We start from the raw sequence: 23,230 nt of genomic DNA on the forward strand, positions 1-23,230 counted from the left end.
GCATTGTGAGCCGCATGAGCGAGCAAAACGAGACACAGACCGAGGCTGGCGCGAAGGCGGGCGCGATCATCGTCCCCGTGACGCTGTTCGAGCAGAACTGCACCATCATCTGGGACGAGCCTTCCAAGAAGGCGGTGGTGATCGATCCCGGCGGAGACGTGCCGAAGATCCTGGACGCCATCAAGCAGACCGGCGTCACCGTGGAGAAGATCTGGCTCACTCACGGCCATATCGACCATGTCGGCGGCGCGGCCGAACTGCGCGACGCGCTGAAGGTGCCGATCGAGGGCCCGCATATCGCGGACAAATTCCTGCTCGACAACGTGATCGAGAGCGGCGCGCGCTTCGGCATGAGCGGAGTGCGCAATTTCGAGCCGGACCGCTGGCTCGACGAAGGCGACAGCGTGGCGATCGGGGATCTCAAGTTCGAGATTTATCATTGCCCCGGCCACTCGCCCGGCAGCGTGGTGTTCTTCAACAGGGACTTGCGTTTCGCCCATGTCGGCGACGTCCTGTTCGCCGGCTCGGTCGGGCGCACCGATTTGCCCGGCGGCAGTCATGCGACCCTGATCGACTCCATCAAGACAAAGCTGCTGCCGCTCGGCGACGATGTCGGCTTCATCTGCGGCCACGGCGCCGGCTCCAGCATCGGCCAGGAGCGGATGACCAATCCGTTCATCACCGGCGAGATGTGAGCGTCTATTCCGCGGCGTCTGCGAACGCCGCGGGCTGACTCAGCTTGCGGTCGCCCCAGTCGCGGATCGCAGCGACGACGGGCACAAAGCTCTTTCCCTTCCGCGTCAGGCGATACTCGACCTTCGGCGGCACCTCGCCAAAATCCTTGCGATCGATCAGGCCGCTTGCCGTGAGCGCCTTCAATTCGCGGCTCAGCACGCGCGGGGTGATCTCCGCGCTGCCTTCCGTGCCGCGCAACAGGCCGCTCCTGATCTCGCCGTAGCGGCGCGGGCCGTCCTTGAGGTCCCAGACGATGCGCAGCTTGTACTTGCCGCTGATCATCTTCTGAAACGCCGCGACCGGACAGCTGCGCGCGGGGACTGTCTTTGTACTAGCCTTGGCCATGTCGTTTCCTCCATGGGCGAGCGTTCTTGTTTTGACGCGTTTTCTTCGCGCGAACCGGTATCCACTTCGCTCGAAAACGCTTTGGGGGAGAATAGGAGCGACGCCGAAAAAGTCCATACTATCAATTTTGTCCGTACTTGCAGGATCGCATCCAGCACGCAGATGATGACGCACCACGCGAACAGGGAGCGTCACATGAAGCACTTCATGATCCGGTACGAATTCAAGAACGGCACGACGGAGGCATGGCACCAGGAGGTCGACCGCTTCATCAAGGCGATCGACGGCGACCCGGAGCTGAAAGGACGGATCGGCTATCGCGTCCTGAAAAACCGCGACAATGGCAGCTATTTCCATCTCGCCAGCGTCAGCGACGATGCCGCGCAAAAGGCGCTGCTATCGCGCGACTTCTTCAGGGCCTATCAGGAGATGACACGCAAGGTCGCCGGAGGCGAGGTGACGGCGACGCCGATCGAATGGATAGGTGCGACGGCCTGAGTTACTTCATCAATCCCGCGGCCGTGAGCGCGCGCGTGATGATCTGGCCGAGATCGAAGCCGCGGGCCTCCTCGCGCTTCGGCTCGGCCGCCTCTTCGGCGACCGCGGTGCGGATCGAGCGGGCCAGATGCGGCGCGGGCGAGCGGGCCGGTGTCGGCTTTGGCTCGGCTTTCTTCGCCGCATCGGGAATCCAGCCGGTAAGGCCGAAGAATTTGGCGATGTGATAGGACGAGGAGATGCCGGCCTCGATCAGGAACGCGCCTTCCACGCCATAGCGCTGGTCGTTGTCGGCAAGGCCGAGCGGCGTGCCGTGCGCCATGTCGGTGATGGCATAGGATTCGACGAGAGTCTCGCCGTCCTTGTTCCACCAGGCCTGGCGCGGATAGCCGTCGATGTCGGTTTCCGCCATCGGCGCATCCGGCAGATCGTGCAGGTCGAGCCACTGCTTGACGATCTCATTGGCATTGCCGGGATTGACGGTGCGATCGGCGCTGCCGTGCCACACCGAGATCCTCGGCCACGGCCCGCGGTGATCCGAGGCCCGCCGCACCAGATCGCCAAGCTCGCGCGCCGGCCGCACCGGGGAATGAAACATGCCGTCGAGCGCCTCGCGCAGATTGGTCGCGATGCCGTAGGGAAGTCCCGCGATGACCGCACCGGCCGCGAAGACTTCAGGGTAGGTCGCGAGCATCACCGACGTCATGCCGCCGCCGGCCGACAGGCCCGTGATGAAGATGCGCCGGGGATCGACGCGATGGGTTTCGATCATGTGCGCGATCATCTCGCGAATCGAACTCGCCTCGCCGCTGTCCCGTGCCGTGTCTTCCGGATTGAACCAGTTGAAGCAGGTGTTGCTGTTGTTGATGCGCTGCTGCTCGGGCATCAACAGCGCGAAGCCGTAGTGCTCGGCGAGCGTCGACCATCCGGCACCGAGGTCGTAGCTTGCCGCCGTCTGGCCGCAGCCGTGCAGCACGACGACGAGCGCGCGCGGCTTCTGCAGTTGCGGCGGCACGAACGCGAACAGGCGCAGATTGCCGGGATTGTCGCCGAAGCCGGTGACCTCTTGCAACGGACTGGCGGCATCGGCGCTCCGGCGAAAGTCGGCGAAGCGCAGTCCGTCCAGCTTTGGCAGACGTCTCAAGAGGTCGACATTTCTGGTTAACGACACGGCAACTCCTGGCAGGCGACGTCCTAACGTCCACACCAACCAAATAGTTGCTGCAGCGCAAAATAAAAAGACCGTGTGCTGTCGATGACGCTCCTAAATCGCAGGAAACCCTGCAGAAATCCGCACGTATTAACCGCAATGCCTCAACTTGATGCAGATGCACGGCGCATCCACGCCAGGAATGCGGCGCAGATCATGATTAATGTCACAAACAGCGCGAGCGAGACGAGAAGTCCTGCGCGCGCTGATCGCACGGCTTCGACGGCGAAGAACACCGCGCCGATTGCGGCCACTCCGGCCGCATTACCGATCTGCGCCGTGGTGCCGTACATGCCGGAGGCAGAACCTGCGGCCACAGGCTTCACCGTCGAGAGCACCGCGCCGGAGAGCGGCGCCATCACCAGGCCCTGACCGTAGCCGAAGACGATCATGGTGAGCGCGAGCAGGAGCGGGGACGGCGCATCGACGGAGAACGCGACAAACGCAAGCGCCGTAAGGCCCGCGATCTGAAGCGCGCAGCCTTCGATCAAGACCCTGGTGCCGCGATGGCGCGCCCGTGCGCCGCTATGGCGCGAGCCCACGACGAAAGCGATCGCGAGCGGAATGAAGGCCGTGCCGGCCGCGAGCGGCGGGATTTTCAGCCCTCGCTGCATGAACAGCGTCATGACCAGATAGAAGGAGAGATTGGCCGCGAAGAAAAAGAACGCCGCGCCAAGGCCGCGCAGGAAAGCGGCGTCCGCCAGCAGCGAGAGATCAATCAGCGGCATGCCTCCGGCGCGGGCCACCGCATGCTCCAGTTTGGGGAACGCCAGGAGAATCACCGCGCCGATCGCCATCACCAGCCACAGCCACGATGCCCAGCCGACATCGTGACCGAACAGCAGCGGACCGATCACGCACAGCAATCCGACGAACAGGACGATGCTGCCCTTGATATCGAGCCGCGTGCCGGCGCGATGCGGCGCCGAGGGCATGATGCGCCAGGCCACGGCGGCGATGACGAGACCGCACGGCACATTGACGAAGAACACCGCGCGCCAGCCGGTGCCGGCGAGATCGATCGTGACCAGCAGACCGCCGAGCAGGAAGCCCGCGGCACCCGCGAGTCCCAGCACGATGCCGTAGATGGCGAAGGCGCGGTTGCGCTGTTCATCGGTGAACAGGAGATGCAGCGTCGCCAGCACCTGCGGCACCATCAGCGCGGCGGAGGCACCCTGCGTCAACCGCGCGACGATCAATTCCGCACCGGATTGCGCCAGTCCGCACCACAGCGACGCCAGGGTGAAGCCGAGCAGCCCAGCCAGGAACACGTTCCTGGTGCCGTGAATGTCGCCAAGCCGGCCGCCGGTGACGACCAGCGTGGCATAGCCAATCAGGTAGATCGCGATAACGGATTCGATCTGCGCCGGCGTCGCATGCAGGTCGACCGCGATGGTGGGAATGGCGACGTTCACGATGAAGGCATCGACGCCGAACATGAATTGAGCAGCGACGACGATCGCCAGCACGGCCCAGCGGCGCGACGAATCGACTTGTCTTGTGACGGTTTGATGCATCGGCGCGCGAACCTTCCGGCATTTGGTTGCGCGCATAACTCGCAGATCGGCGTCATCCGCGCGATTACCTCCGAGGTAGGACTTGCTTTCCTCCCTGCCGCTTTGGCCCGATTGCTGCATGGCAGTTCCCGCTGGTTTTGCGGGCTCGGAAGTCTTCCGGATGTACGACTACGACATGGTGGTGATCGGTTCGGGCCCATCGGGGCGCCGGGCCGCGGTGCAATGTGCCAAGCTCGGCAAGGCCGTGCTGGTGGTGGAGATGGGCCGGCGGGTCGGCGGCGTCTCCGTTCATACCGGTACCATTCCCTCGAAGACCCTGCGCGAAACGGTGCTGAACCTCTCCGGCTGGCGCGAGCGCGGCTTTTACGGCCGCTCCTACCGCGTCAAGCAGGACATCGCTGCGAGCGACCTGATGACCCGGCTGCAGAAGACGCTCGACCACGAGGTCGAGGTGCTCGAGCATCAGTTCAGCCGCAATCTGGTGCGGACCGCCAATGGCGAGGCGCGGCTGGTCTCGCCGCACGAGGTCGAGATCACCAGCGCGATCGGCGAAGTGAAGGTGGTGTCGGCCGCCTTCATCCTGATCGCCTGCGGCACGCGCCCGTTCCGGCCCGACTATGTGCCGTTCGACGGCGCCACCGTGCTCGACAGCGACGAGATCATCGAGCTGCCGAAGCTGCCGCGCAGCCTCGCCGTGATCGGCGCCGGCGTGATCGGCGTCGAATACGCCACCATCTTCAGCGCGCTCGACGTGCCCGTCACCCTGATCGAGCCGCGGCCGACCTTCCTCGATTTCATCGACAAGGAATTGATCGACGAATTCATGCACGAGCTCCGTGACCGGAACGTCGCGCTGCGGCTCGGCGCCAAGGTCAACTCGATCGAGAAGAATGCGCAGGGCAGCATCGTCACGCATCTCGCGGACGGGCGCCATGTCACCACGGAAATGCTGCTGTTCGCGGCGGGGCGCGTCGGCGCCACCGACCGGCTCAACCTCGAAGCGGCGGGCATCGTCGTCGACCATCGCGGCCGCATCTCGGTCGATCCCGTGACCTTGCAGACCAGCGTGCCGCACATCTACGCCGCCGGTGACGTGATCGGCTTTCCGAGCCTTGCCTCAACCTCGATGGAGCAGGGACGCGTCGCTGCCTGCCATGCGCTCGGCATGGAGCCGATGGCGCCGCCGGAGTTCTTTCCCTACGGCATTTATTCAGTGCCGGAGATCTCGACCGCAGGCCTCACGGAAGAAGAGGTGCGGACCCGCGGCATCCCCTACGAGGTCGGCATCGCGCGCTTCCGCGAAACCTCGCGTGGCCACATCATGGGGCTGAACAGCGGCATGATGAAGATGATCTTCTCGACCAAGACGCGCCGCCTGCTCGGCGTGCACATCCTCGGCGAAGGCGCCACCGAGCTGATCCATATCGGCCAGGCCGTACTCAATCTCAAAGGCACGATCGACTATTTCATCCAGAACACGTTCAACTATCCAACGCTGGCCGAGGCGTACAAGATCGCCGGCCTGGATGCGTGGAACAGGATGACGCGGTAGTCTTCCTTCACCTCTCCCCGCTTGCGGGGAGAGGTCGGATCGCTCTTGCGATCCGGGTGAGGGGGTACAGGTCTCACGGCCATCTCATCTGTGGAGAGAGGCCCCTCACCCCAACCCTCTCCCCGTAAGAACGGGGAGAGGGAGAAGACGCATCTCGCCTCTACATGCATGCCTGCATTCCGCCGCGCGGGACACCGCGCGATTGCGTTCGCTTCCTCCACCACGTAGCCTCATCGTCTCAACAAACAAAAAACCAGCCGGAGAGAACGCCATGGCGCGCCTGAAGTTCGGAGCCTTCCTTGCCCCGCATCATCCGATCGGGGAGCATCCGATGCTCCAGTTCCGGCGCGATCTCGACCTGGTCGAGCAGCTCGATGCGCTCGGCTATGACGAGTTCTGGTGCGGCGAGCATCATTCCTCCGGCTGGGAGATGATCGCCTCCCCCGAGATGTTCCTGGCGGCGGCCGGCGAGCGCACCAAGCGAATCAAGCTCGGCACCGGCGTGGTGTCGCTGCCCTACCATCATCCCTACAACGTCGCGCAGCGCATGGTGCAGCTCGACCACATGACCGGCGGCCGCGCCATCTTCGGCTCCGGTCCCGGCGCGCTCGCCTCCGACGCACATACGCTCGGCATCGATCCGATGACGCAGCGCGACCGCCAGGACGAGGCGATCAGCGTGATCCGCCGTCTCTTCAATGGCGAGCGCGTCACCGCGAAGAGCGACTGGTTCACCATGAACGACGCCGCGCTGCAGATCCTGCCGTTGCAGGAGGAGATGCCGTTCGTTGTGGCCTCGCAGATCTCGCCCTCCGGCATGACGCTCGCCGGCAAATACGGCATCGGCATCATTTCGCTGGGTTCGATGACGACGCAGGGGCTGATGTCGCTGCAGCAGCAATGGCAGTTCGCCGAGGACGCGGCAAAAAAGCACGGCACCAAGGTCGATCGCGCGAACTGGCGCGTGCTGCTGACCTGGCACATCGCCGAAACCCGCGAGCAGGCGCGCCGCGAGGCCGGCGCCGGGCTGATGCGCTGGCACAATGAATATAACGTCGGCACGCTGCAGCGGCCGGGCCTGACCGCGTTCGCCTCACCCGACGAGGCCGTGGACAAGACCGCTTTCGTCGACGGCGCGGCCTCCGTCATCGGCACGCCCGACGATCTCGTCAAGATGATCAAGAACGTGATGCAGGTCTCCGGCGGAATCGGCGCTGTCATCGGCTTCGTGCACGACTGGGCCAATCCGGAGAATACGCGCCGGAGCTGGGACATGGTCGCGCGCTATGTCGTGCCCGAGATCAACGGCTACATCGACAGCTTGCGCAAATCGCAAAAATTCGTGATCGAGAACCGCGCGATCTTCGAGCGTGCGGGACAGGCCGTGATGGCCAAGATCATGGAAAACGAGAAGGCCGCCGAGGCGCTGAAGGTGACCGGCGCCGGCCGCATTGCGATTCCGGCCGTCAACGCCCCGGATTTGCAGAAGGAAGCGGCGAAACGGTAGGCCGCAAAACTATCTCCACAGGTCGTCCCGGCGAAAGCCGGGACCCATAACCACCGAAATGTGTTTGGCGAAGACACGCAATTATCAGCTCGTGACAAATTGCTCCCTGGGTTATGGGTCCCGGCTTTCGCCGGGACGACGATGGTGCATCTTAGGCGCAAGATAACCGGATTGTGTTATGTTGGGTCCAGCCAACCGGAGCAATCGTCATGTCGATGCAGAATGTGGCCACCCCTGCGCTCGGCTTCACTCCGCCCAAGCGCAACGAGCTGACCCACATCCCTGGCGACGAAGGCTGGCCGATCATCGGCAAAACCTTTCAGGTGCTCGCCGACCCAAAGGGGCATATCGAGGCGAACGGGGCCAAATACGGCCTGGTCTATCGCACGCATTTCTTCGGCGAGACCAATGTCGTGCTGCTCGGCCCCGAGGCCAACGAGCTCGTGCTGTTCGACCAGCAAAAGCTGTTCTCCTCGACCCATGGCTGGAACAAGGTGCTCGGCCTGTTGTTTCCGCGCGGATTGATGCTGCTGGATTTCGATGAGCACCGGCTGCACCGCAAAGCGCTGTCGGTCGCGTTCAAGTCCGGCCCGATGAAGTCGTATCTGAGCGATCTCGACCGCGGCATCGCCGCCCGCGTCGCGCAGTGGAAGGCCAAGCCCGGCGAGATGCAGCTTTATCCGGCGATGAAGCAGCTCACGCTCGATCTCGCCGCCGCATCCTTTCTCGGCGCCGATATCGGGCCGGAGGTCGACGAGATCAACCGCGCCTTCGTCGACATGGTCGCCGCCGCCGTCGCCCCGATCCGCCGACCGCTGCCCGGCACGCAGATGGCGGCCGGCGTCAGGGGACGCAAACGCATCGTCGCCTATTTCCGCGAGCAGATTCCGCTGCGGCGCGGCAATCACGGCGGCGATGATCTGTTCTCGCATCTCTGTCGCGCAACCCACGAGGACGGCGCGCTGCTCTCGGAACAGGACATCATCGACCACATGAGCTTTCTGATGATGGCGGCGCACGACACGCTGACCTCGTCACTGACGTCGTTCATCGGCGAGCTCGCGGCAAATCCCGGCTGGCAGGACAAGCTTCGCGCGGAAGTTATGGCGCTGGGGCTCGCCCCTGGTGCGCCAAGCAGCTTCGACGATCTCGAAAAGATGCCGCTCTCGGAGATGGCGTTCAAGGAAGCGCTGCGGATCAAGCCGCCGGTGCCCTCGATGCCGCGCCGCGCCATGCGCGATTTCACCTTCAAGGGCTTTTCGATTCCGGCCGGCACCGCGATCGGCGTCAATCCGCTCTACACCCACCACATGAAGGACATCTGGCCGGAACCGGATCGGTTCGATCCGCTGCGCTTTACCGAGGAGGCCCAGCGCAACCGCCACCGCTTCGCCTGGGTGCCGTTCGGCGGCGGCGCGCATATGTGCCTCGGCCTGCACTTCGCCTACATGCAGGCCAAATGCTTCGCGCGGCACTTCCTGCAGAACATCGAGGTATCGCTGGAGCCCGGCTACAAGGCCGACTGGCAGATGTGGCCGATCCCGAAGCCGCGCGACGGATTGCGGGTGCGGGTGAAGGCGGTGTGAGCACCGCAGTCGTCATTGCGAGCGAAGCGAAGCAATCCAGACCGCTTCTGCGGAGGCTGCCTGGATTGCTTCGTCGCTTCGCTCCTCGCAATGACGAAAACTACCCGGCCCCCTGATCGAACGCCTTGCGCAGGGCCACGTAGCCCTGCTGCTGCTGGCTCCAGTTGCGGCCGCCGGTCATCGCGCCGTCGATGACGAGGTCATGGCCGTTGATGAAGCCGGATTCGTCGCTGGCCAGGAACACCGCTGCGTGGGCGATGTCGTCAGGAAGGCCGGCGCGCGGGATCGGCTGCGCGGTCTTGTAGACCTCGCGCATCACCGCCGGCGTCTTCTCCGCCGCGTCGGTCGAAAGCCCGAGCGCCTTGCCGAAAATGCCGGTCGCGATGGCGCCGGGCGAGATCGAGTTGACGCGGACGTTGGATTCGCCGAGCTCCATCGCCACGCATTTGGTGAGATGGATCACCGCCGCCTTGGCCGCACCATAGACCATCGATGACGAGAAGCCGGCGAGACGGCCGGCGATGCTGCCATTGTTGATGATGCTGCCAAATCCCTGCTTCTTCATGTGGGGCGCGGCGTGCTTCATGCCGAGCATGACGCTGCGCAGCAGGGTCGCCATCGCCGCGTCGAAGCGCTCGACCTCGAGGCCTTCGATGCCGCCGGTCTGCGCCGGGCCACCGGCATTGTTGAACAGGCAGTCGATGCGGCCGAATTTGTCCACCGCGAGCGCGATCAGCGCCCGCATCTGCGCTTCGACGGTCACATCCGTCTGGCGGAAGACGCAATTCGCCCCGAGCTGCTTCGCCAGCGCCTCGCCTTCCGGTATGCGCCGGCCCGCGATCACAATTTTGGCACCTTCGGCAACGAAGACTTCTGCAGTCCGCAACCCGATCCCGCTCGTCGCGCCCGTGATCACCGCGACCTTGCCATCCAGCCTGCCCATGGAATGTCCCTGTTTTCGAACCCCTTGACGCCAAATGGCGGACACCGATCGACGACGGCGCCGCGAAAGTCGGCGCCGCAGCGGGCACTATTCCTGCAGGCTACCGACAAGGCAAGCTTTGCTTGGGGCCGGCGACATGCGTAACATTCCTGGCGATCGCTCGATTGTCGAACGCATATCGCGACCGGACTGCGCATGGGGAAGCTGATCGACGAATTCCGCAAGGGCTGGTACGGCGTGGCACCGCCGTCGCTCGGCCTGAGCCTTGCGTTTGCGGTCGCCTGCCTGCTGGTTGCGACGCTGGCGCGCTGGGCCCTCGCCCATGTGCGGCCCGACGTCTATTTCACGCCGTATTTCCCGGCCGTGTTCTTTGCGGCCGCGTTCGGCGGCTTCCGCATCGGCATCATCACGGCGCTGGTCGGCGGCGTGCTCGGCGTCGTCGTGAATTTCGGCGATACCTTTGCCGATAACGCGCGCTTCGCCCTGCTGGCACTCTATTGGGCGGTCTGCGCGCTCACCATCTGGGGCGTCGAGCACTATCGCTCGCTCCTCGGCGAGCAGCGCCGGATTTCCAGACGCCTGATCGAGGAAGAAGACTACCGCAAGCTGCTGGTCGACGAGCTCCAGCACCGGCTGAAGAACAAGCTGTCGACGGTGCATGCCGTGCTGCATCAGGTGCTGCACGATCAGCCGCAAATCTGGGCCCGGATCGATCCGCGGCTGCGGTCGCTCGCCGCGACCGACGATTTGATTTCGCGGATCGACAAGGCCGGCTGCGACATTCGCGACCTCCTGATCTCCGAGCTCGGCCCCTATGGCCATGTCCGCTTCACGCTCAACGGCGAGCGGCTGTTCCTGCCGCCGAAGCTAGCGGTCACGCTGTCCCTGATGTTTCACGAGCTCGCCACCAACGCAGGCAAATATGGCGCGTTCTCCGCGCCGCGCGGATTGTTGCAGGTGTCGTGGACCGTCAGCGACGACCGTCTGACCGTGACATGGGATGAAACCGAGGGCCCGAGCGTCGACAAGGTCTCCGAGCCGGGTTTCGGCACCAAGCTGTTGAAGTCGGCGCTGTCGGCCTTCGACGGCAAGACGGAGGTCTCCTATCTCAGGACCGGACTTCATTGCACCATGCAATGCCGTATCCCCAAGGACGGTTAGACACGGCGCAAACGAAACCCGTTCGCGCGCGTCGTTCGCGGTTTCGCCGGACGCGTTGACGCCCTGTTAATGACGATGGGCCGCGCGCGTCGCATCGCCGCAAAACACCACCGTAATTCTCCGGACCCCTTAACCAAACTTAAGAGGGAACCGCGCAAGATCGCCGCCATTGCAAATGCGCGCTGAAACAACAAGATTCATGACTTCTATGAACGACAACAAATATTCCGGCGCGAGTGAAGCCGAACTCGGATTTCTCAAGGAAATCGTTAGAATGCTGCCTGCCGGCCTGACCGTGCAGGACGCGCAAGGCGAACTTCTCCTGGTCAACGATGTCGCGGCCGCCCAGCTCGGCATGGACGGCAGCCGCCCCTCGCGCGATCTCGCGCCACGCCAGGAAGCCTGCCGGCAGGCCCTGAGCTCCGGCCGTGCGGTGGTCGCCGAGGAAGCGCTCCACGACGGAACCGCGCGCCAGGTGCTGCTGACCACGCACCGTCCGGTCCGCTTCGACGGACGCGAGCTGCTTATCTCGGCCTCCTCCGACATCACCGAGCAGAAGAATTTCGAGGACCAGCTGTTCCGCTCGGCCTATTTCGACGAGCTGACCGGCCTGCCCTCACGGCGCGTGATCGAACATCGCGCCACCAGCCTGCTCGCGCAGGGTCGCGCCGGCGAGCGCTTTGCGCTCGCCTTTCTCGACGTCGACAATTTCAAGCACATCAACGACTATTACGGCCATGCGGTGGGCGATGCCCTGCTGGTCGAGCTGTCGAAGCGGCTTGGACGCGGCTTGCGGGACTCGGACATGCTGTCGCGCATCTCCGGTGACGAATTCCTGCTGCTGCTGTCGCCGATCCAGAGCCAGGAGGAAGTCGCCGAATTCATGCAGTCGACGCTGGAGCGGCTGACAGCGCCGTTCTTCATCGACAATTCGGAAGTGTTCGCCTCAACCTCCGTCGGCATCAGCCTCTACCCCGATCACGGAAGCAGCTTCGAGACACTGCGTCAGAACGCCGACATCGCGATGTACCGCATCAAGAATGACGGCAAGGGATCGGCGGCCTTCTTCGACTCCAGCATGGAGCGCGAGGCCCTGGCGCGGATGAAGATCGAGCAGTCGTTGCGGCTCGCCATCCTCGAGAAACGCTTCTGCTGCGCCTTCCAGTCCAAGGTCGACATCCGCACGCAGGACGTGAAGGGCATCGAGGCCCTGGTGCGGTTGCGCGACGACGAGGGCGTGATCCAGGCGCCCGGCTCGTTCATCAATCTTGCCACCGAACTCGGGTTGATCGACGAGCTGACCCATCTCGTGCTCGCCGAGATCGTCAAGTCGATCGACCTGATCAACGAGACGTTCGGTGCGGAAGCGACCATCAGCATCAACGTCGCCGCCAAGCAGGCCGGCAACCCCGAATTCATGCGCAGCTTTGCCCAGGCGCTCGACGACACGGGGTTTCCGCAACGCTTCATGATCGAGGTGACGGAAGACGCCTTCGTCGCCAAGAATCATTTCCAGGCCGAGATCCTGCCGATGTTCCGCAAGCTCGGCGTCGCCATCTCGATCGACGATTTCGGCACCGGCTATTCTTCGCTCTCGGCGCTGGCCGACATCACCGCGGACGAGATCAAGATCGACCGCTCCTTCATCACCGATATCCATAAGCGTCCGCGCAACCAGGGCATCCTGCGCGCGATCGAATCCCTGAGCGAAGCGCTCGGCATGACCGTGATTGCCGAAGGCATCGAATCCTACGAGGAGCTCGCCTACCTCCAGGCTGCGACCAAGATTCGTTACGCGCAGGGCTATTATTTCTCCCGTCCGATCTTCCTGGAGGAGCTGAAGCTCGCAACGCCCGCCTCCAGCGAAGCACGCGCCAGCGTCACAAACCGCTCGACGCAACAGAACCGGCAGGGCTATTCCCGGGCGCACGGATACCGGCGGTAACCCGGGCCTGATCGATACCTTGCAAAGCTTGGGCAACCCGTCCCACGGGTGAGGTCAACACGTCATCTGCCGATTTCCTCGGCATCCTCGATCCGGCGCGGCCGGGCCGAGACAGTATCGCACATGCCCGTCGCGTGGTCCGCCGGAAGGTGGAATTGCAATGTCTGCAAGGTTGTGCAAATCGCTATGGCCAAAGAATTCATCAGGAGGGACCATCGTGCGCCGATCGCTCATCTTAACAACAACCATCCTCGCCCTCGCCGCGGGCACCTCCGCACGGGCCGACGATCTCAAGGTCGCGCTGATCTATGGCAAGACCGGCCCGCTCGAAGCCTATGCCAAGCAGACCGAGACCGGCCTGCAGATGGGTTTTGAATACGCCACCAAGGGCACCATGACGCTCGACGGGCGCAAGATCGTCGTCATCACCAAGGACGACCAGGGCAAGCCGGATCTCTCCAAGGCCGCGCTCGCGGAAGCCTATCAGGACGACAAGGCCGACATCGCGATTGGCACGACCTCGTCGGCCGCGGCACTCGCGATCCTGCCCGTCGCCGAGGAGAACAAGAAGATCCTGATCGTCGAGCCCGCGGTCGCGGATCAGATTACCGGCGAGAAGTGGAATCGCTACATCTTCCGCACCGCGCGCAACTCGTCGCAAGACGCGATCTCGAACGCGGTGGCGATCGGCAAGCAGGGCGTCACCGTCGCAACGCTGGCGCAGGACTACGCCTTCGGCCGCGATGGCGTCGCCGCCTTCAAGGAGGCGCTCGGCAAGACCGGCGCGACGCTCGCCGCCGAAGAATATGCCCCGACTTCGACCACCGACTTTACGGCGGTCGGCCAGCGCCTGTTCGACGCGTTGAAGGACAAGCCGGGCCGCAAGGTGATCTGGGTGATCTGGGCCGGCGCCGGCAATCCACTGGCAAAGCTCCAGGACATGGATCCGAAGCGTTACGGCATCGAACTGTCCACCGGCGGCAACATCCTGCCGGCGCTCGCGGCCTATAAGGGCCTGCCCGGCATGGAAGGCGCGACCTATTATTTCTACGAGATCCCGAAGAACCCGGTGAATGACTGGTTCGTCGCCGAGCACCAGAAGCGCTTCAACGCGCCGCCGGACTTCTTCACCGCGGGCGGATTTGCGGCCGCGATGTCCGTCGTCGCCGCCGTCACCAAGGCGAAGTCGACCGACACCGAGAAGCTGATCGCGGCCATGGAAGGCCTGGAGTTCGACACGCCGAAAGGCAAGATGATGTTCCGCAAGGAAGACCATCAGGCGCTCCAGAGCATGTATCACTTCAAGGTCAAGGTCGATCCGAACGTCGCCTGGGCCGTGCTCGAGCCGGTGCGCGAGCTGAAGATCGAAGACATGGACGTTCCGATCAAGAACAAGCGCTGAGTTTTCTTGCTTCACCTCTCCCGCTTGCGGGAGAGACCGGGAGAGGGCTCTGTCCTCTTGGGGGTTCCCGATTGCGGAGACCCCCTCTCCCCACCCTTCCCCCGCAAGCGGGGAGGGAGCGCAGCGTGGCCGCGGATATATCTTGTTTCACCATTTGCCAGATCCCCAATGACGCTGACCCTCGAAACCCGCGACCTCACCATCCGCTTCGGCGGTCATGTCGCGGTCAACAGCGTCACCTGCAGCTTCCGGCCGGGCGAGCTCACCGCCATCGTCGGGCCGAACGGCGCCGGCAAGACCACCTATTTCAACCTGATCTCCGGCCAGCTCCGCGCATCGAGCGGCAGCATCCTGTTCGACGGCACCGACATCACCCAGCATTCCGCGCCGATGCGGACGCGCGCAGGCCTGGGGCGCGCCTTCCAGCTCACTAATCTCTTTCCGAACCTCTCGGTAGAGGAAAACGTCCGCCTCGCGGTGCAGGCCGCCGACGGCACTCACTACGACATGCTGCGGCCCTGGATGGTCCGCCGCGACCTGATCGCCCGCGCCGATGCTATTCTGGATCAGGTCGCGCTCGGCAGCCGCCGCGGCGTCGCCGCGACCGCACTGTCGCATGGCGACCAGCGCAAGCTCGAAGTCGCGCTGATGATGGCGCTCGAACCGAAGGTGTTCATGTTCGACGAGCCGACCGCGGGCATGAGCATCGACGAGGTGCCGGTCGTGCTGAACCTGATCGCGCAGCTCAAGCAGGACAAGAGCAGGATCATTCTCCTGGTCGAGCACAAGATGGACGTGGTGCGCTCGCTCGCCGACCGCATCATCGTGCTGCATAACGGACAGCTTGTGGCGGACGGTCCGCCGGCCGAAGTGATCGCGTCACCGATCGTGCAGGAAGCCTATCTCGGCGTCGCGCCCAAGAAAGTTGAAGGGAGCACCGCATGACCGACCTGTTGAGGCTCTCCGGGGTGCACACCCATATCGGCCGCTATCACATCCTCCAGGGGATCGATTTCGCTGTCGCGCAGGGGCAGACCACGATGCTGCTCGGCCGCAACGGCGCCGGCAAGACCACCACTTTGCGCACCATCATGGGCCTCTGGCAGGCTTCCTCCGGCGAAATCAGCCTCGCCGGCGAGCGCATCGAGAGCCGTGCGACGCCCGACATCGCGCGGCTCGGCGTCGGCTACGTGCCGGAGAGCATGGCGGTATTCTCCGACCTCACCGTGAAGGAAAATCTGGTGCTGGCGGCGCGCGACGGACCGCTCGACGACGCTCAGCTCGACTGGATTTTTGGCTTCTTCCCCGCGCTGCGCCGGTTCTGGCTGTCGCGCGCGGGAAGTCTCTCGGGCGGACAGAAGCAGATGTTGTCGATTGCCCGCGCCATCATCGAACCGCGCAAGCTCCTGTTGATCGACGAGCCGACCAAGGGGCTGGCGCCGGCGATCGTGATGGCGCTGATCGAGTGCCTCAAGGAGATCAAGCGCAAGGGCGCCACCATCCTGATGGTCGAGCAGAATTTCTTTGCCGCCCGCGAGCTCGGCGACAACGTGCTGGTGATGGACAACGGCACCATCGTCCATCGCGGCGAGATGGCGGCGTTGGCCTCCGACGTGCCGCTGCAGGAGCGGCTGCTCGGCCTGAGCCTGGAGACGCATCAATGACCGAGCTCGCCGCAACCGATCCGCTGCCGAAACCGAAGCGCGACATCGCACCGATCCTGCTGCCGATCGCGGTCGCCCTGGTGATGATCCCGCTGATCGGCTCCCCCAGCACCTGGCTGACGCTGACGGCTGCGAGCCTCGCGATGGGCATGATGATCTTCATCATGGCCTCCGGACTGACGCTCGTGTTCGGCCTGATGGACGTGCTCAATTTCGGCCATGGCGCCTTCATCGCGGTCGGGGCCTATGTCGCGACCCTGGTGCTGGCGCCGTTCGCGGCCTCGCTCCAGGCGGATTCGCTGTGGATCAACCTCGCGGTGCTGGCGCCGGCGGCATTGCTGTCGATGGCGGTCTCCGGCGCGCTCGGCCTGATCGTCGAGCGGGTGCTGATCCTGCCCGTCTACGGCCAGCATCTGAAGCAGATCCTGATGACGACGGGCGGCCTGATCGTCGCCGAGCAGACGCTCTATGCGGTGTGGGGGCCGCAGATCATCCCGATGCCGCTGCCGACGTCGCTGCGCGGTTCCTTCATCCTCGGCGACGTCGCGATCGCGAAATACCGCGGGTTGGCGACGCTGATCGGCCTCGCCGTCTTCATCGCGATCCAGCTCGTGCTCAACCGGACCAAGCTCGGGCTTCTGATCCGCGCCGGCGTCGAGAACCGCGAGATGGTCGAGGCGCTCGGCTATCGCATTCGCCGTCTGTTCCTCGGCGTGTTCATGACGGGATCGGCGCTGGCCGGCCTCGGCGGCGTGATGTGGGCGCTGTATCGCGAGCAGGTCCACGCCTCCATGAGCGACGACCTCACCGTCTTGATCTTCATCGTCGTCATCATCGGCGGCCTCGGCTCGATCGGCGGCTGCTTCATCGGCGCGATCCTGGTCGCGATGATCGCCAATTACGGCGGCTTCCTGGTGCCGAAGCTCGCCCTCGTCTCCAACATCCTGCTGATGGTCGCGATTCTGATGTGGCGGCCGCGCGGCCTCTATGCGGTGACCAGCCGATGATGATTCTGTCAGGCGATCCGCCGAAGAGCCGCGTGCTCACGCTCGTTCTCGTCCTCATCATCCTGGCGCTGGTGGCGACGCCGTTCCTGTTCCCCGGGGCGAAAGCTCTGAACGTCGCGGCCAAGATCTGCGTCTTCGCCGCGCTGGTCGCCTCCTACGACCTCCTGCTCGGCTATACCGGCTCGGTGTCGTTCGCCCACACCATGTTCTACGGGATCGGCAGCTACGCGATCGCGATCGCGCTGTACGGGATGGGCCCGAATTGGGGCGCGGTTGCAACTGGCATCGTGGTCGGCCTGCCGCTTGCCGCGCTGCTTGCGCTTGCGATCGGACTGTTCTCGCTGCGGGTCGCGGCGATCTTCTTTGCCATGATCACGCTCGCGGTCGCATCCGCCTTCCAGGTGCTGGCCTCGCAGCTGTCCTGGCTGACCGGCGGCGAAGACGGGCGCAGCTTTCAGCTGCCCGAGCTGCTCAGGCCCGGCACGGTGCTGATCTCCAAGAATCTCATGGGATTCGAGGTCAACGGCCGCATCCTGACCTACTATCTTGTGTTCGCCGTCTCGGCCCTGATGATCCTCGCTTTGCTGCGGGTGGTGAACTCGCCGTTCGGGCGCGTGCTGCAGGCCATCCGCGAGAACCGCTTCCGCGCCGAGGCGCTCGGCTTCCGCACCGTCTTCCACCTGAGCTACGCCAACTGCATCGCCGCGCTGGTGGCCGCCGGCGCCGGCATTCTCAATGCACTGTGGCTGCGTTACGCCGGCCCCGATACCTCGCTCAGCTTCTCGATCATGCTGGACATTCTCCTCATGGTCGTGATCGGCGGCATGGGCACGATCTACGGCGCGATCATCGGCGCCACCATCTTCATCCTCGCCCAGAACTATCTGCAGGCGCTGATGGGCGTCGCCGCCAAGGCGGCGTCGGAAGCCGGCCTGCCGCTGCTGCCGGGGTTGTTGCATCCCGACCGCTGGCTGCTGTGGCTCGGGCTGCTCTTCATCGCCAGCGTCTACTTCTTTCCGACCGGCGTGGTCGGACGGCTGCGCAATCCCGGCGACAAGAGCGCGGGCGGCTCGCATTAACGCGCGATTCATGATGCGGCGCAGCGGCTCGCTAGACACGCCTGCGTTCACGCAACGAGATTAACGCTCAGGTAACTGGCTTTCCTAAGCTTTACGCCATTTGTGTGATGTATTCCTGTCCCTCCAGGGAGGGGGAATGCGCCAGGTCTTTGCAGGAATTGCAGCCGGAATGTTCCTAGCCGCGAAGCACGGCTGGGAGGCAGCCATTCGGCGCGGACCGGTGCTGTGGCTCACTTTGTGTGGCGTGTTGCTGGTCGCGGGGATCTTCGCGGTGACCGCCATGGCCGTCGGCGAATTTCGCGAACGTACCCTGGCCAACCGCGAGCGCGAGCTGGAAAATACGGTGCAGCTGATCGCGCGGCACTTCGATCAGCAATTTGAAGATTCCGACATCGTCGCCGCCGATGTGATCGGGCAGATGAACCTGCCGGAGATCAGTTCGGCCGCGATGTTCCGCGAGCGCATGTCCGGACCTGCGACGAACCAGATGCTGCGCAGCAAGATCAGCTCCGTGTCTTACCTCGGCGACATCGCGATCTACGATGCCGACGGCGAACTGATCAACTGGTCGCGGGCCCAGCCATTGCCCAAGATCAACGTCTCCTCGCGCACCTACTTTCAGACCTTCAAATCGAATCCGATGGCCGAACCAGTGATTTTGGAGTCGGTTCGCAGCTTCATCATCGGCAAATGGACCACGGTTGTCGCGCGCCGGCTGAACGGCGTGGACGGCAGCTTCTTCGGCACGATGGTCCGCCGGATCGATCCGGACAGCTACCAGAACTATTTCGCATCCGTTGCGCTTGCGGAGGGCACGGCGATCTCGCTGTTCGACCGCAATGGCAAGATGCTGTCGCGCTATCCGCATGTCGAAGAGCTGATCGGCAGGGACTTCAAGGACGCGCCGCTGATGCGCAAGATGCTGGCGGAAGGCGGCCGGCACACCCTGCGCGTCAAGGGCCCGATCGACGGCGAGGATCGCCTCGGCTCCGGGGCCTCGCTTTCGCATTTCCCGCTGGTCATCGTCGCGACCAACACCACGAGCTCTGCGCTGGCCGACTGGCGGCAGCAGACCGGTTTCATGGTCACCACCGCCGCGCTTTCGGCCACCGTGATTGCGCTGATCCTGTTCCTGATCGTTCGCCAGATCAACCGGCAGAACCGCGAGGCGCAGCAACGGCTGGAAGCGGAGCGGGGCCGGCTCGACACCGCCCTGAACAACATGTCGCAGGGACTGATCCTGTACGACGCCGCCGGCTACATCGTCACCTGCAACCGCCGCTACGCCGACATGTTCGGCCTCTCGCACGACGTCATCAAACCCGGCTGTCACATCCGCGAGGCGATGTATCATCGCAAGGAGCGCGGCGCGTTCGAAGGCGATGTCGAGGCATTTTGCGCCGACGTCATGAGGATCGTCGCGGAAGGCACGGTCTCGACGAGAAGCCATCAGTTGCCGAGTGGCCGCGCTTTCCAGGTCATCAACACTCCGCTGGCGCATGGCGGATGGGTGGCCACGATCGAAGACATCACCGAGCGCCGCAAGCTGGAGCAGGAACGCGACCGCAACTACATGTTCCTGCGCGAGATCATCGATCACATCCCGTCGCAGATCACCGTGAAGGATGCTCAAACGCGGCGATATCTGCTGGTCAACCGGACCGCCGAAGAGCAATTCGGTCAATTGAGTGAAGACATCGTCGGCAAGACTCCCTTCGACATATACCCGGATGCCTCCGCCAGGATCGTCACCGACGACGACAGCAAGGCGCTGAAGGCGGGCGGGGGATTGTTCAAGGACGAACATGCCTGGCAGAGCCAGGCCAAGGGACTGCGCTATATCACCTCGACCCGGATCGGGATCCGCGACGAATCCGGGGAGCCGCGTTACCTCATCAATGTCGTCGAGGATGTCACCGAACGACGGAGTGCCGACGAGAAGATTGCGCATATGGCGCATTACGATGCGCTCACCGACCTGCCGAACCGGGCGCTGTTCCGCGAGCAGATCGAGCGTGAACTGGAGAAGGTCGGCGGCGGCAATCAGTTCGCGCTGCTCTATATCGACATCGACGAGTTCAAAGGCATCAACGATTCGCTCGGTCATCACATCGGCGACGAGCTTTTGAAGGGGATCGCGGCCCGCATCCGCGGCTGCCTTGGACAGGGCGACCTGATCGCGCGGCTCGGCGGCGACGAATTCGCGGTGATCCAGACCGGGATCGAGTCGTCCGCCGACGTGGTGTCATTCGTGACGCGGATCTTCGAGGCGATCCGCCGGCCCTATCATTGCTTCGGTCATCAGCTCTCGACCGACGCCAGCATCGGCATCGCGATGGCGCCGCAGGACGGTACCGATCTCGACCAGCTCATCAAGAATGCCGACCTCGCAATGTACGGCGCCAAGGCCGAGGGACGCCGCACTCACCGCTTCTTCGAGCCGGAGATGGATGCGAGCGCCAAGGCGCGCCTCAGCCTGGAGCAGGATCTGCGCCAGGCCCTGGTGAACGGCGGCTTCGAGATCCACTATCAGCCGCTGGTCGACCTGCGCACCAACCATGTCACGGGTTGCGAGGCGCTGCTGCGCTGGCGGCATCCCGAGCGCGGCATGGTGTCGCCGGCGGAGTTCATCCCGATTGCCGAGGACACCGGCCTGATCAACGAGCTCGGCGACTGGGTGCTGCGCATGGCCTGCAACGAGGCCGCGACCTGGCCGGCGCATGTGCGCGTCGCGGTCAATGTCTCGCCGGTACAGCTCAAATGCGACACGCTGGCACTGCGGATCGCCGGCGCGCTCGCGGATACCGGACTTGCCCCGTGCCGACTCGAGCTCGAGATCACCGAGGCCGTGCTGATCCGCGACGACGAGGCGGCGCTCTCGATCCTGCACCAGCTCCGCGCCATCGGCGTGCGCATCGCGCTCGACGATTTCGGCACCGGTTACTCCTCGCTCAGCTATCTCAAGCGCTTCCCGTTCGACAAGATCAAGATCGACCGCTGCTTCGTCGCTGATATCGCCGAGACGAGAGGAGCGCCCGTGATCGTGCAGGCCGTGGTGAACATCGCCGCCGCCAGCAACATGACCACGGTCGCGGAGGGCGTCGAGACCGAGGCGCAACGCGAGATGCTGCGCGCGCTCGGCTGCACGGAAATGCAGGGTTACCTTTTCAGCAGACCGAGGCCGGCCAGCGAAGTGCGACAGCTGTTCGGCCCAAACCATGCCTTGCCGGTGGCGGCGGTGGCCTGACATGACGAAGCCGGGGAAAACGTCAGCCAAGACGGTCGACGTTGCGGATTCCTAGGCCGTCTGCCGGTTCCTGGCCGCGCGGCCCGTAAATCAGCTTAGCCGGAGACGGCGGAAGCGGTTGCCCACCCCCCGCCAATCGGCTAAATGAACCCGACTAGCACCCGTAGCTCAGCTGGATAGAGCGTTGCCCTCCGAAGGCAAAGGTCACACGTTCGAATCGTGTCGGGTGCGCCAGTCTCTTCCAGTGCGCGCTGGGGGCACCCTCACCCGACTTGCCTTGTGACCGCTCGCGCCGGAGCCATCGCCTGCTCAGCGCAAGCCCACGCTCAATTCAGCATTGAGATGATCGCCTGGATCTGGTCGGAAGCCGACGTCACCAATCCGTCGTACGACGTCTGACCGTGTGCGGCCGCCTTCAGGATGCATTCGGCGACGGCCGCTTTCAGGCCAAAGACCGACTGGTCGGGCGGCACGCTGGCCATCACGGCCTCCAGCGCCTGACGCATCGTTCGAATGAGTTCGGAGCTGTATTGCATGGGCTATCCTCCGCAGGCTCATATTAGAGCGCATGCCCATGCGTGCCACTCACAAGCCTGAGACTGCTTTTTGATGAAGTGGTACATCTCAGCGGCGGTCAGCCTGTCTCGACAACTGAATCACACCCCACCTCGCGCTTCGCCTCGCTCAATTGTATCATCTTGCCATGAGCGAATCCGACACGGCGGCCGGCGACGCCTCGCCCGTCCGCAAGATCATCCATATCGACATGGATGCCTTCTACGCGTCCGTGGAGCAACGCGACCATCCGGAGCTGCGCGGCAAGCCGGTCGCGGTCGGAGGCTCGGCGGAACGTGGCGTCGTCGCGGCCGCCAGCTATGAGGCCCGCGAGTTCGGCGTTCGCTCCGCCATGCCATCCGTGACGGCGAAGCGACAATGTCCCGATCTGGTCTTCGTCAAACCGCGCTTCGATGTCTACAAGGCGATCTCCAGGCAGATCCGCGACATCTTCGCGGAGCACACTCCGATCATCGAGCCGTTGTCGCTCGACGAGGCCTATCTCGACGTGACGGAAAACCTGCAAGGCATCCCGCTGGCGCGCGACATCGCGCTCAAGATCCGCGAGAGGATCAAGGCCGAGACGGGCCTCAACGCTTCGGCCGGCATCTCCTACAACAAATTTCTGGCCAAGCTCGCCTCCGATCATCGCAAGCCCAACGGTCAGTTCGTGATCTCACCGGAGATGGGACCCGCCTTCGTCGAGACGCTGCCTGTCGGAAAATTCCATGGGATAGGCCCGGCCACGGGCGCGAAGATGAACGCGCTCGGCATGTTCACCGGTCTCGATATTCGCCGTCAGACGCTGGAGTTCATGAATGCGAATTTCGGCAAGTCGGGCGCCTATTATTACTGGATCTCGCGCGGTGTCGACGAACGGCCGGTCCGGGCCAACCGGGTCCGCAAGTCCATCGGCGCGGAGACCACGTTCTCAAGTGACCTCACCGAATTCGACACGCTGGTCGCCGAGCTCAAGCCGCTCGTCGACAAGGTGTGGCGCCATTGCGAGGCGACGGGCAGCCGCGGCCGCACCGTCACCTTGAAGATCAAATTTGCCGACTTCGAGATTATCACGCGCAGCAGGTCCGCCCCTTCGCCGGTTGCAGGCCGGGACGATCTCGAGCGGCTGGCTTGCGGCCTGCTCGAGGGCGAGATGCCGCTGCCCAAGAGCGTCAGGCTGCTGGGGGTATCGCTGTCTTCCCTTCAGGCCGGGGATGATGCGGAGCCGCAGCTGACATTCGGTATCTGAACCGAACTGACCGGCTTTCGGCGAACGCAGC

Annotated in this window: 19 protein-coding genes and 1 tRNA gene; 15 read left to right on the top strand and 5 right to left on the bottom strand. The window is 64.0% G+C overall.

Annotation, left to right across the window (positions count from 1 at the left end):
* Window positions 1-14 precede the first annotated feature (14 nt).
* The gene (locus C7G41_RS17315; RefSeq protein WP_106944048.1) at window positions 15-695 is read left to right on the top strand and encodes an MBL fold metallo-hydrolase; all 681 of its coding nucleotides are present in this window, start codon (window positions 15-17) and stop codon (window positions 693-695) included.
* A 4-nt stretch (window positions 696-699) separates the two neighbouring features.
* On the opposite strand, the gene C7G41_RS17320 is transcribed toward C7G41_RS17315, so the two are convergent.
* The gene (locus C7G41_RS17320) at window positions 700-1,080 is read right to left on the bottom strand and encodes a helix-turn-helix domain-containing protein (RefSeq protein ID WP_106943724.1); all 381 of its coding nucleotides are present in this window, start codon (window positions 1,078-1,080) and stop codon (window positions 700-702) included.
* 195 nt (window positions 1,081-1,275) lie between these two features.
* Between C7G41_RS17320 and C7G41_RS17325 the strand changes: the two genes are divergently transcribed.
* Window positions 1,276-1,578: a hypothetical protein gene (locus C7G41_RS17325; protein WP_245446567.1), complete on the top strand. Its 303-nt coding sequence runs from the start codon at window positions 1,276-1,278 to the stop codon at window positions 1,576-1,578.
* Window position 1,579: 1 nt separating this feature from the next.
* Here the strand turns inward: C7G41_RS17325 and C7G41_RS17330 are convergent, their stop codons facing one another.
* Window positions 1,580-2,746 (bottom strand): PHB depolymerase family esterase, encoded by a 1,167-nt coding sequence (locus C7G41_RS17330; protein WP_106943726.1) that lies wholly within the window; start codon window positions 2,744-2,746, stop codon window positions 1,580-1,582.
* A 143-nt stretch (window positions 2,747-2,889) separates the two neighbouring features.
* Window positions 2,890-4,302 (bottom strand): MFS transporter, encoded by a 1,413-nt coding sequence (locus tag C7G41_RS17335; RefSeq protein WP_106944049.1) that lies wholly within the window; start codon window positions 4,300-4,302, stop codon window positions 2,890-2,892.
* 160 nt (window positions 4,303-4,462) lie between these two features.
* Between C7G41_RS17335 and sthA the strand changes: the two genes are divergently transcribed.
* From sthA to C7G41_RS17350, 3 genes are all read left to right on the top strand, one after another.
* A complete protein-coding gene (gene sthA, locus C7G41_RS17340; protein WP_106943727.1) occupies window positions 4,463-5,854 on the top strand; it encodes a Si-specific NAD(P)(+) transhydrogenase in 1,392 nt (463 codons plus the stop codon).
* A 271-nt stretch (window positions 5,855-6,125) separates the two neighbouring features.
* Window positions 6,126-7,361 carry an LLM class flavin-dependent oxidoreductase gene (locus tag C7G41_RS17345; protein WP_106943728.1) on the top strand — a complete coding sequence of 412 codons (1,236 nt, stop codon included), beginning with the start codon at window positions 6,126-6,128 and terminating at the stop codon, window positions 7,359-7,361.
* Between the two features lie 209 nt (window positions 7,362-7,570).
* The gene (locus C7G41_RS17350) at window positions 7,571-8,947 is read left to right on the top strand and encodes a cytochrome P450 (protein WP_106943729.1); all 1,377 of its coding nucleotides are present in this window, start codon (window positions 7,571-7,573) and stop codon (window positions 8,945-8,947) included.
* 100 nt (window positions 8,948-9,047) lie between these two features.
* Here C7G41_RS17350 and C7G41_RS17355 read toward each other — a convergent pair whose 3' ends face one another.
* Window positions 9,048-9,890, bottom strand: a complete 843-nt coding sequence (locus tag C7G41_RS17355; protein ID WP_106943730.1) for an SDR family NAD(P)-dependent oxidoreductase — start codon at window positions 9,888-9,890, stop codon at window positions 9,048-9,050.
* Window positions 9,891-10,085: 195 nt separating this feature from the next.
* On the opposite strand from C7G41_RS17355, the gene C7G41_RS17360 reads away from it, so the two are divergent.
* The 9 genes from C7G41_RS17360 to C7G41_RS17400 all read left to right on the top strand — a co-directional run bounded on the left by C7G41_RS17360 (window position 10,086) and on the right by C7G41_RS17400 (window position 21,629).
* On the top strand, window positions 10,086-11,051 hold the full coding sequence (locus C7G41_RS17360) for a sensor histidine kinase (protein ID WP_106943731.1): 966 nt from the start codon (window positions 10,086-10,088) through the stop codon (window positions 11,049-11,051).
* A gap of 208 nt (window positions 11,052-11,259) precedes the next feature.
* On the top strand, window positions 11,260-12,996 hold the full coding sequence (locus C7G41_RS17365) for a bifunctional diguanylate cyclase/phosphodiesterase (RefSeq protein WP_199198445.1): 1,737 nt from the start codon (window positions 11,260-11,262) through the stop codon (window positions 12,994-12,996).
* Window positions 12,997-13,213: 217 nt separating this feature from the next.
* On the top strand, window positions 13,214-14,398 hold the full coding sequence (locus tag C7G41_RS17370) for a substrate-binding domain-containing protein (RefSeq protein ID WP_199198446.1): 1,185 nt from the start codon (window positions 13,214-13,216) through the stop codon (window positions 14,396-14,398).
* A gap of 168 nt (window positions 14,399-14,566) precedes the next feature.
* The gene (locus C7G41_RS17375) at window positions 14,567-15,343 is read left to right on the top strand and encodes an ABC transporter ATP-binding protein (RefSeq protein ID WP_106943734.1); all 777 of its coding nucleotides are present in this window, start codon (window positions 14,567-14,569) and stop codon (window positions 15,341-15,343) included.
* Window positions 15,340-16,062 (top strand): ABC transporter ATP-binding protein, encoded by a 723-nt coding sequence (locus C7G41_RS17380; RefSeq protein ID WP_106943735.1) that lies wholly within the window; start codon window positions 15,340-15,342, stop codon window positions 16,060-16,062. The genes C7G41_RS17375 and C7G41_RS17380 overlap by 4 nt, the downstream gene beginning before the upstream one ends.
* Window positions 16,059-17,069: a branched-chain amino acid ABC transporter permease gene (locus C7G41_RS17385; protein WP_106943736.1), complete on the top strand. Its 1,011-nt coding sequence runs from the start codon at window positions 16,059-16,061 to the stop codon at window positions 17,067-17,069. The genes C7G41_RS17380 and C7G41_RS17385 overlap by 4 nt, the downstream gene beginning before the upstream one ends.
* A complete protein-coding gene (locus C7G41_RS17390) occupies window positions 17,066-18,148 on the top strand; it encodes a branched-chain amino acid ABC transporter permease (protein WP_199198447.1) in 1,083 nt (360 codons plus the stop codon). The genes C7G41_RS17385 and C7G41_RS17390 overlap by 4 nt, the downstream gene beginning before the upstream one ends.
* A 136-nt stretch (window positions 18,149-18,284) precedes the next feature.
* Entirely contained in the window at window positions 18,285-21,395 is a 3,111-nt protein-coding gene (locus C7G41_RS17395; RefSeq protein ID WP_199198448.1) for an EAL domain-containing protein, read from the top strand.
* A gap of 157 nt (window positions 21,396-21,552) precedes the next feature.
* Window positions 21,553-21,629, top strand: a tRNA-Arg gene (locus C7G41_RS17400).
* A gap of 92 nt (window positions 21,630-21,721) precedes the next feature.
* On the opposite strand, the gene C7G41_RS17405 is transcribed toward C7G41_RS17400, so the two are convergent.
* Window positions 21,722-21,931 carry a hypothetical protein gene (locus C7G41_RS17405; protein WP_106943738.1) on the bottom strand — a complete coding sequence of 70 codons (210 nt, stop codon included), beginning with the start codon at window positions 21,929-21,931 and terminating at the stop codon, window positions 21,722-21,724.
* A gap of 167 nt (window positions 21,932-22,098) precedes the next feature.
* Here C7G41_RS17405 and dinB point away from each other — a divergent pair, with 167 nt between their 5' ends.
* Entirely contained in the window at window positions 22,099-23,199 is a 1,101-nt protein-coding gene (dinB, locus tag C7G41_RS17410) for a DNA polymerase IV (protein ID WP_106944051.1), read from the top strand.
* The last annotated feature ends 31 nt before the right edge of the window (window positions 23,200-23,230 follow it).

Source organism: Bradyrhizobium sp. MOS002, from assembly GCF_003020115.1.
Classification (GTDB): Bacteria; Pseudomonadota; Alphaproteobacteria; order Rhizobiales; family Xanthobacteraceae; genus Bradyrhizobium.

What these genes read in the sequence shown, in the direction of transcription:
- C7G41_RS17395 (WP_199198448.1), top strand. Translation starts at nt 18,285, where the DNA reads ATGCGCCAGGTCTTTGCAGGAATTGCAGCCGGAATGTTCCTAGCCGCG.
- sthA (WP_106943727.1), top strand. Translation starts at nt 4,463, where the DNA reads ATGTACGACTACGACATGGTGGTGATCGGTTCGGGCCCATCGGGGCGC.
- C7G41_RS17350 (WP_106943729.1), top strand. Translation starts at nt 7,571, where the DNA reads ATGTCGATGCAGAATGTGGCCACCCCTGCGCTCGGCTTCACTCCGCCC.
- C7G41_RS17320 (WP_106943724.1), bottom strand. Translation starts at nt 1,080, where the DNA reads ATGGCCAAGGCTAGTACAAAGACAGTCCCCGCGCGCAGCTGTCCGGTC.
- C7G41_RS17315 (WP_106944048.1), top strand. Translation starts at nt 15, where the DNA reads ATGAGCGAGCAAAACGAGACACAGACCGAGGCTGGCGCGAAGGCGGGC.
- C7G41_RS17360 (WP_106943731.1), top strand. Translation starts at nt 10,086, where the DNA reads ATGGGGAAGCTGATCGACGAATTCCGCAAGGGCTGGTACGGCGTGGCA.
- C7G41_RS17345 (WP_106943728.1), top strand. Translation starts at nt 6,126, where the DNA reads ATGGCGCGCCTGAAGTTCGGAGCCTTCCTTGCCCCGCATCATCCGATC.
- C7G41_RS17355 (WP_106943730.1), bottom strand. Translation starts at nt 9,890, where the DNA reads ATGGGCAGGCTGGATGGCAAGGTCGCGGTGATCACGGGCGCGACGAGC.
- C7G41_RS17375 (WP_106943734.1), top strand. Translation starts at nt 14,567, where the DNA reads ATGACGCTGACCCTCGAAACCCGCGACCTCACCATCCGCTTCGGCGGT.
- C7G41_RS17380 (WP_106943735.1), top strand. Translation starts at nt 15,340, where the DNA reads ATGACCGACCTGTTGAGGCTCTCCGGGGTGCACACCCATATCGGCCGC.
- C7G41_RS17390 (WP_199198447.1), top strand. Translation starts at nt 17,066, where the DNA reads ATGATGATTCTGTCAGGCGATCCGCCGAAGAGCCGCGTGCTCACGCTC.
- C7G41_RS17335 (WP_106944049.1), bottom strand. Translation starts at nt 4,302, where the DNA reads ATGCATCAAACCGTCACAAGACAAGTCGATTCGTCGCGCCGCTGGGCC.
- C7G41_RS17405 (WP_106943738.1), bottom strand. Translation starts at nt 21,931, where the DNA reads ATGCAATACAGCTCCGAACTCATTCGAACGATGCGTCAGGCGCTGGAG.
- C7G41_RS17325 (WP_245446567.1), top strand. Translation starts at nt 1,276, where the DNA reads ATGAAGCACTTCATGATCCGGTACGAATTCAAGAACGGCACGACGGAG.
- dinB (WP_106944051.1), top strand. Translation starts at nt 22,099, where the DNA reads ATGAGCGAATCCGACACGGCGGCCGGCGACGCCTCGCCCGTCCGCAAG.
- C7G41_RS17385 (WP_106943736.1), top strand. Translation starts at nt 16,059, where the DNA reads ATGACCGAGCTCGCCGCAACCGATCCGCTGCCGAAACCGAAGCGCGAC.
- C7G41_RS17365 (WP_199198445.1), top strand. Translation starts at nt 11,260, where the DNA reads ATGAACGACAACAAATATTCCGGCGCGAGTGAAGCCGAACTCGGATTT.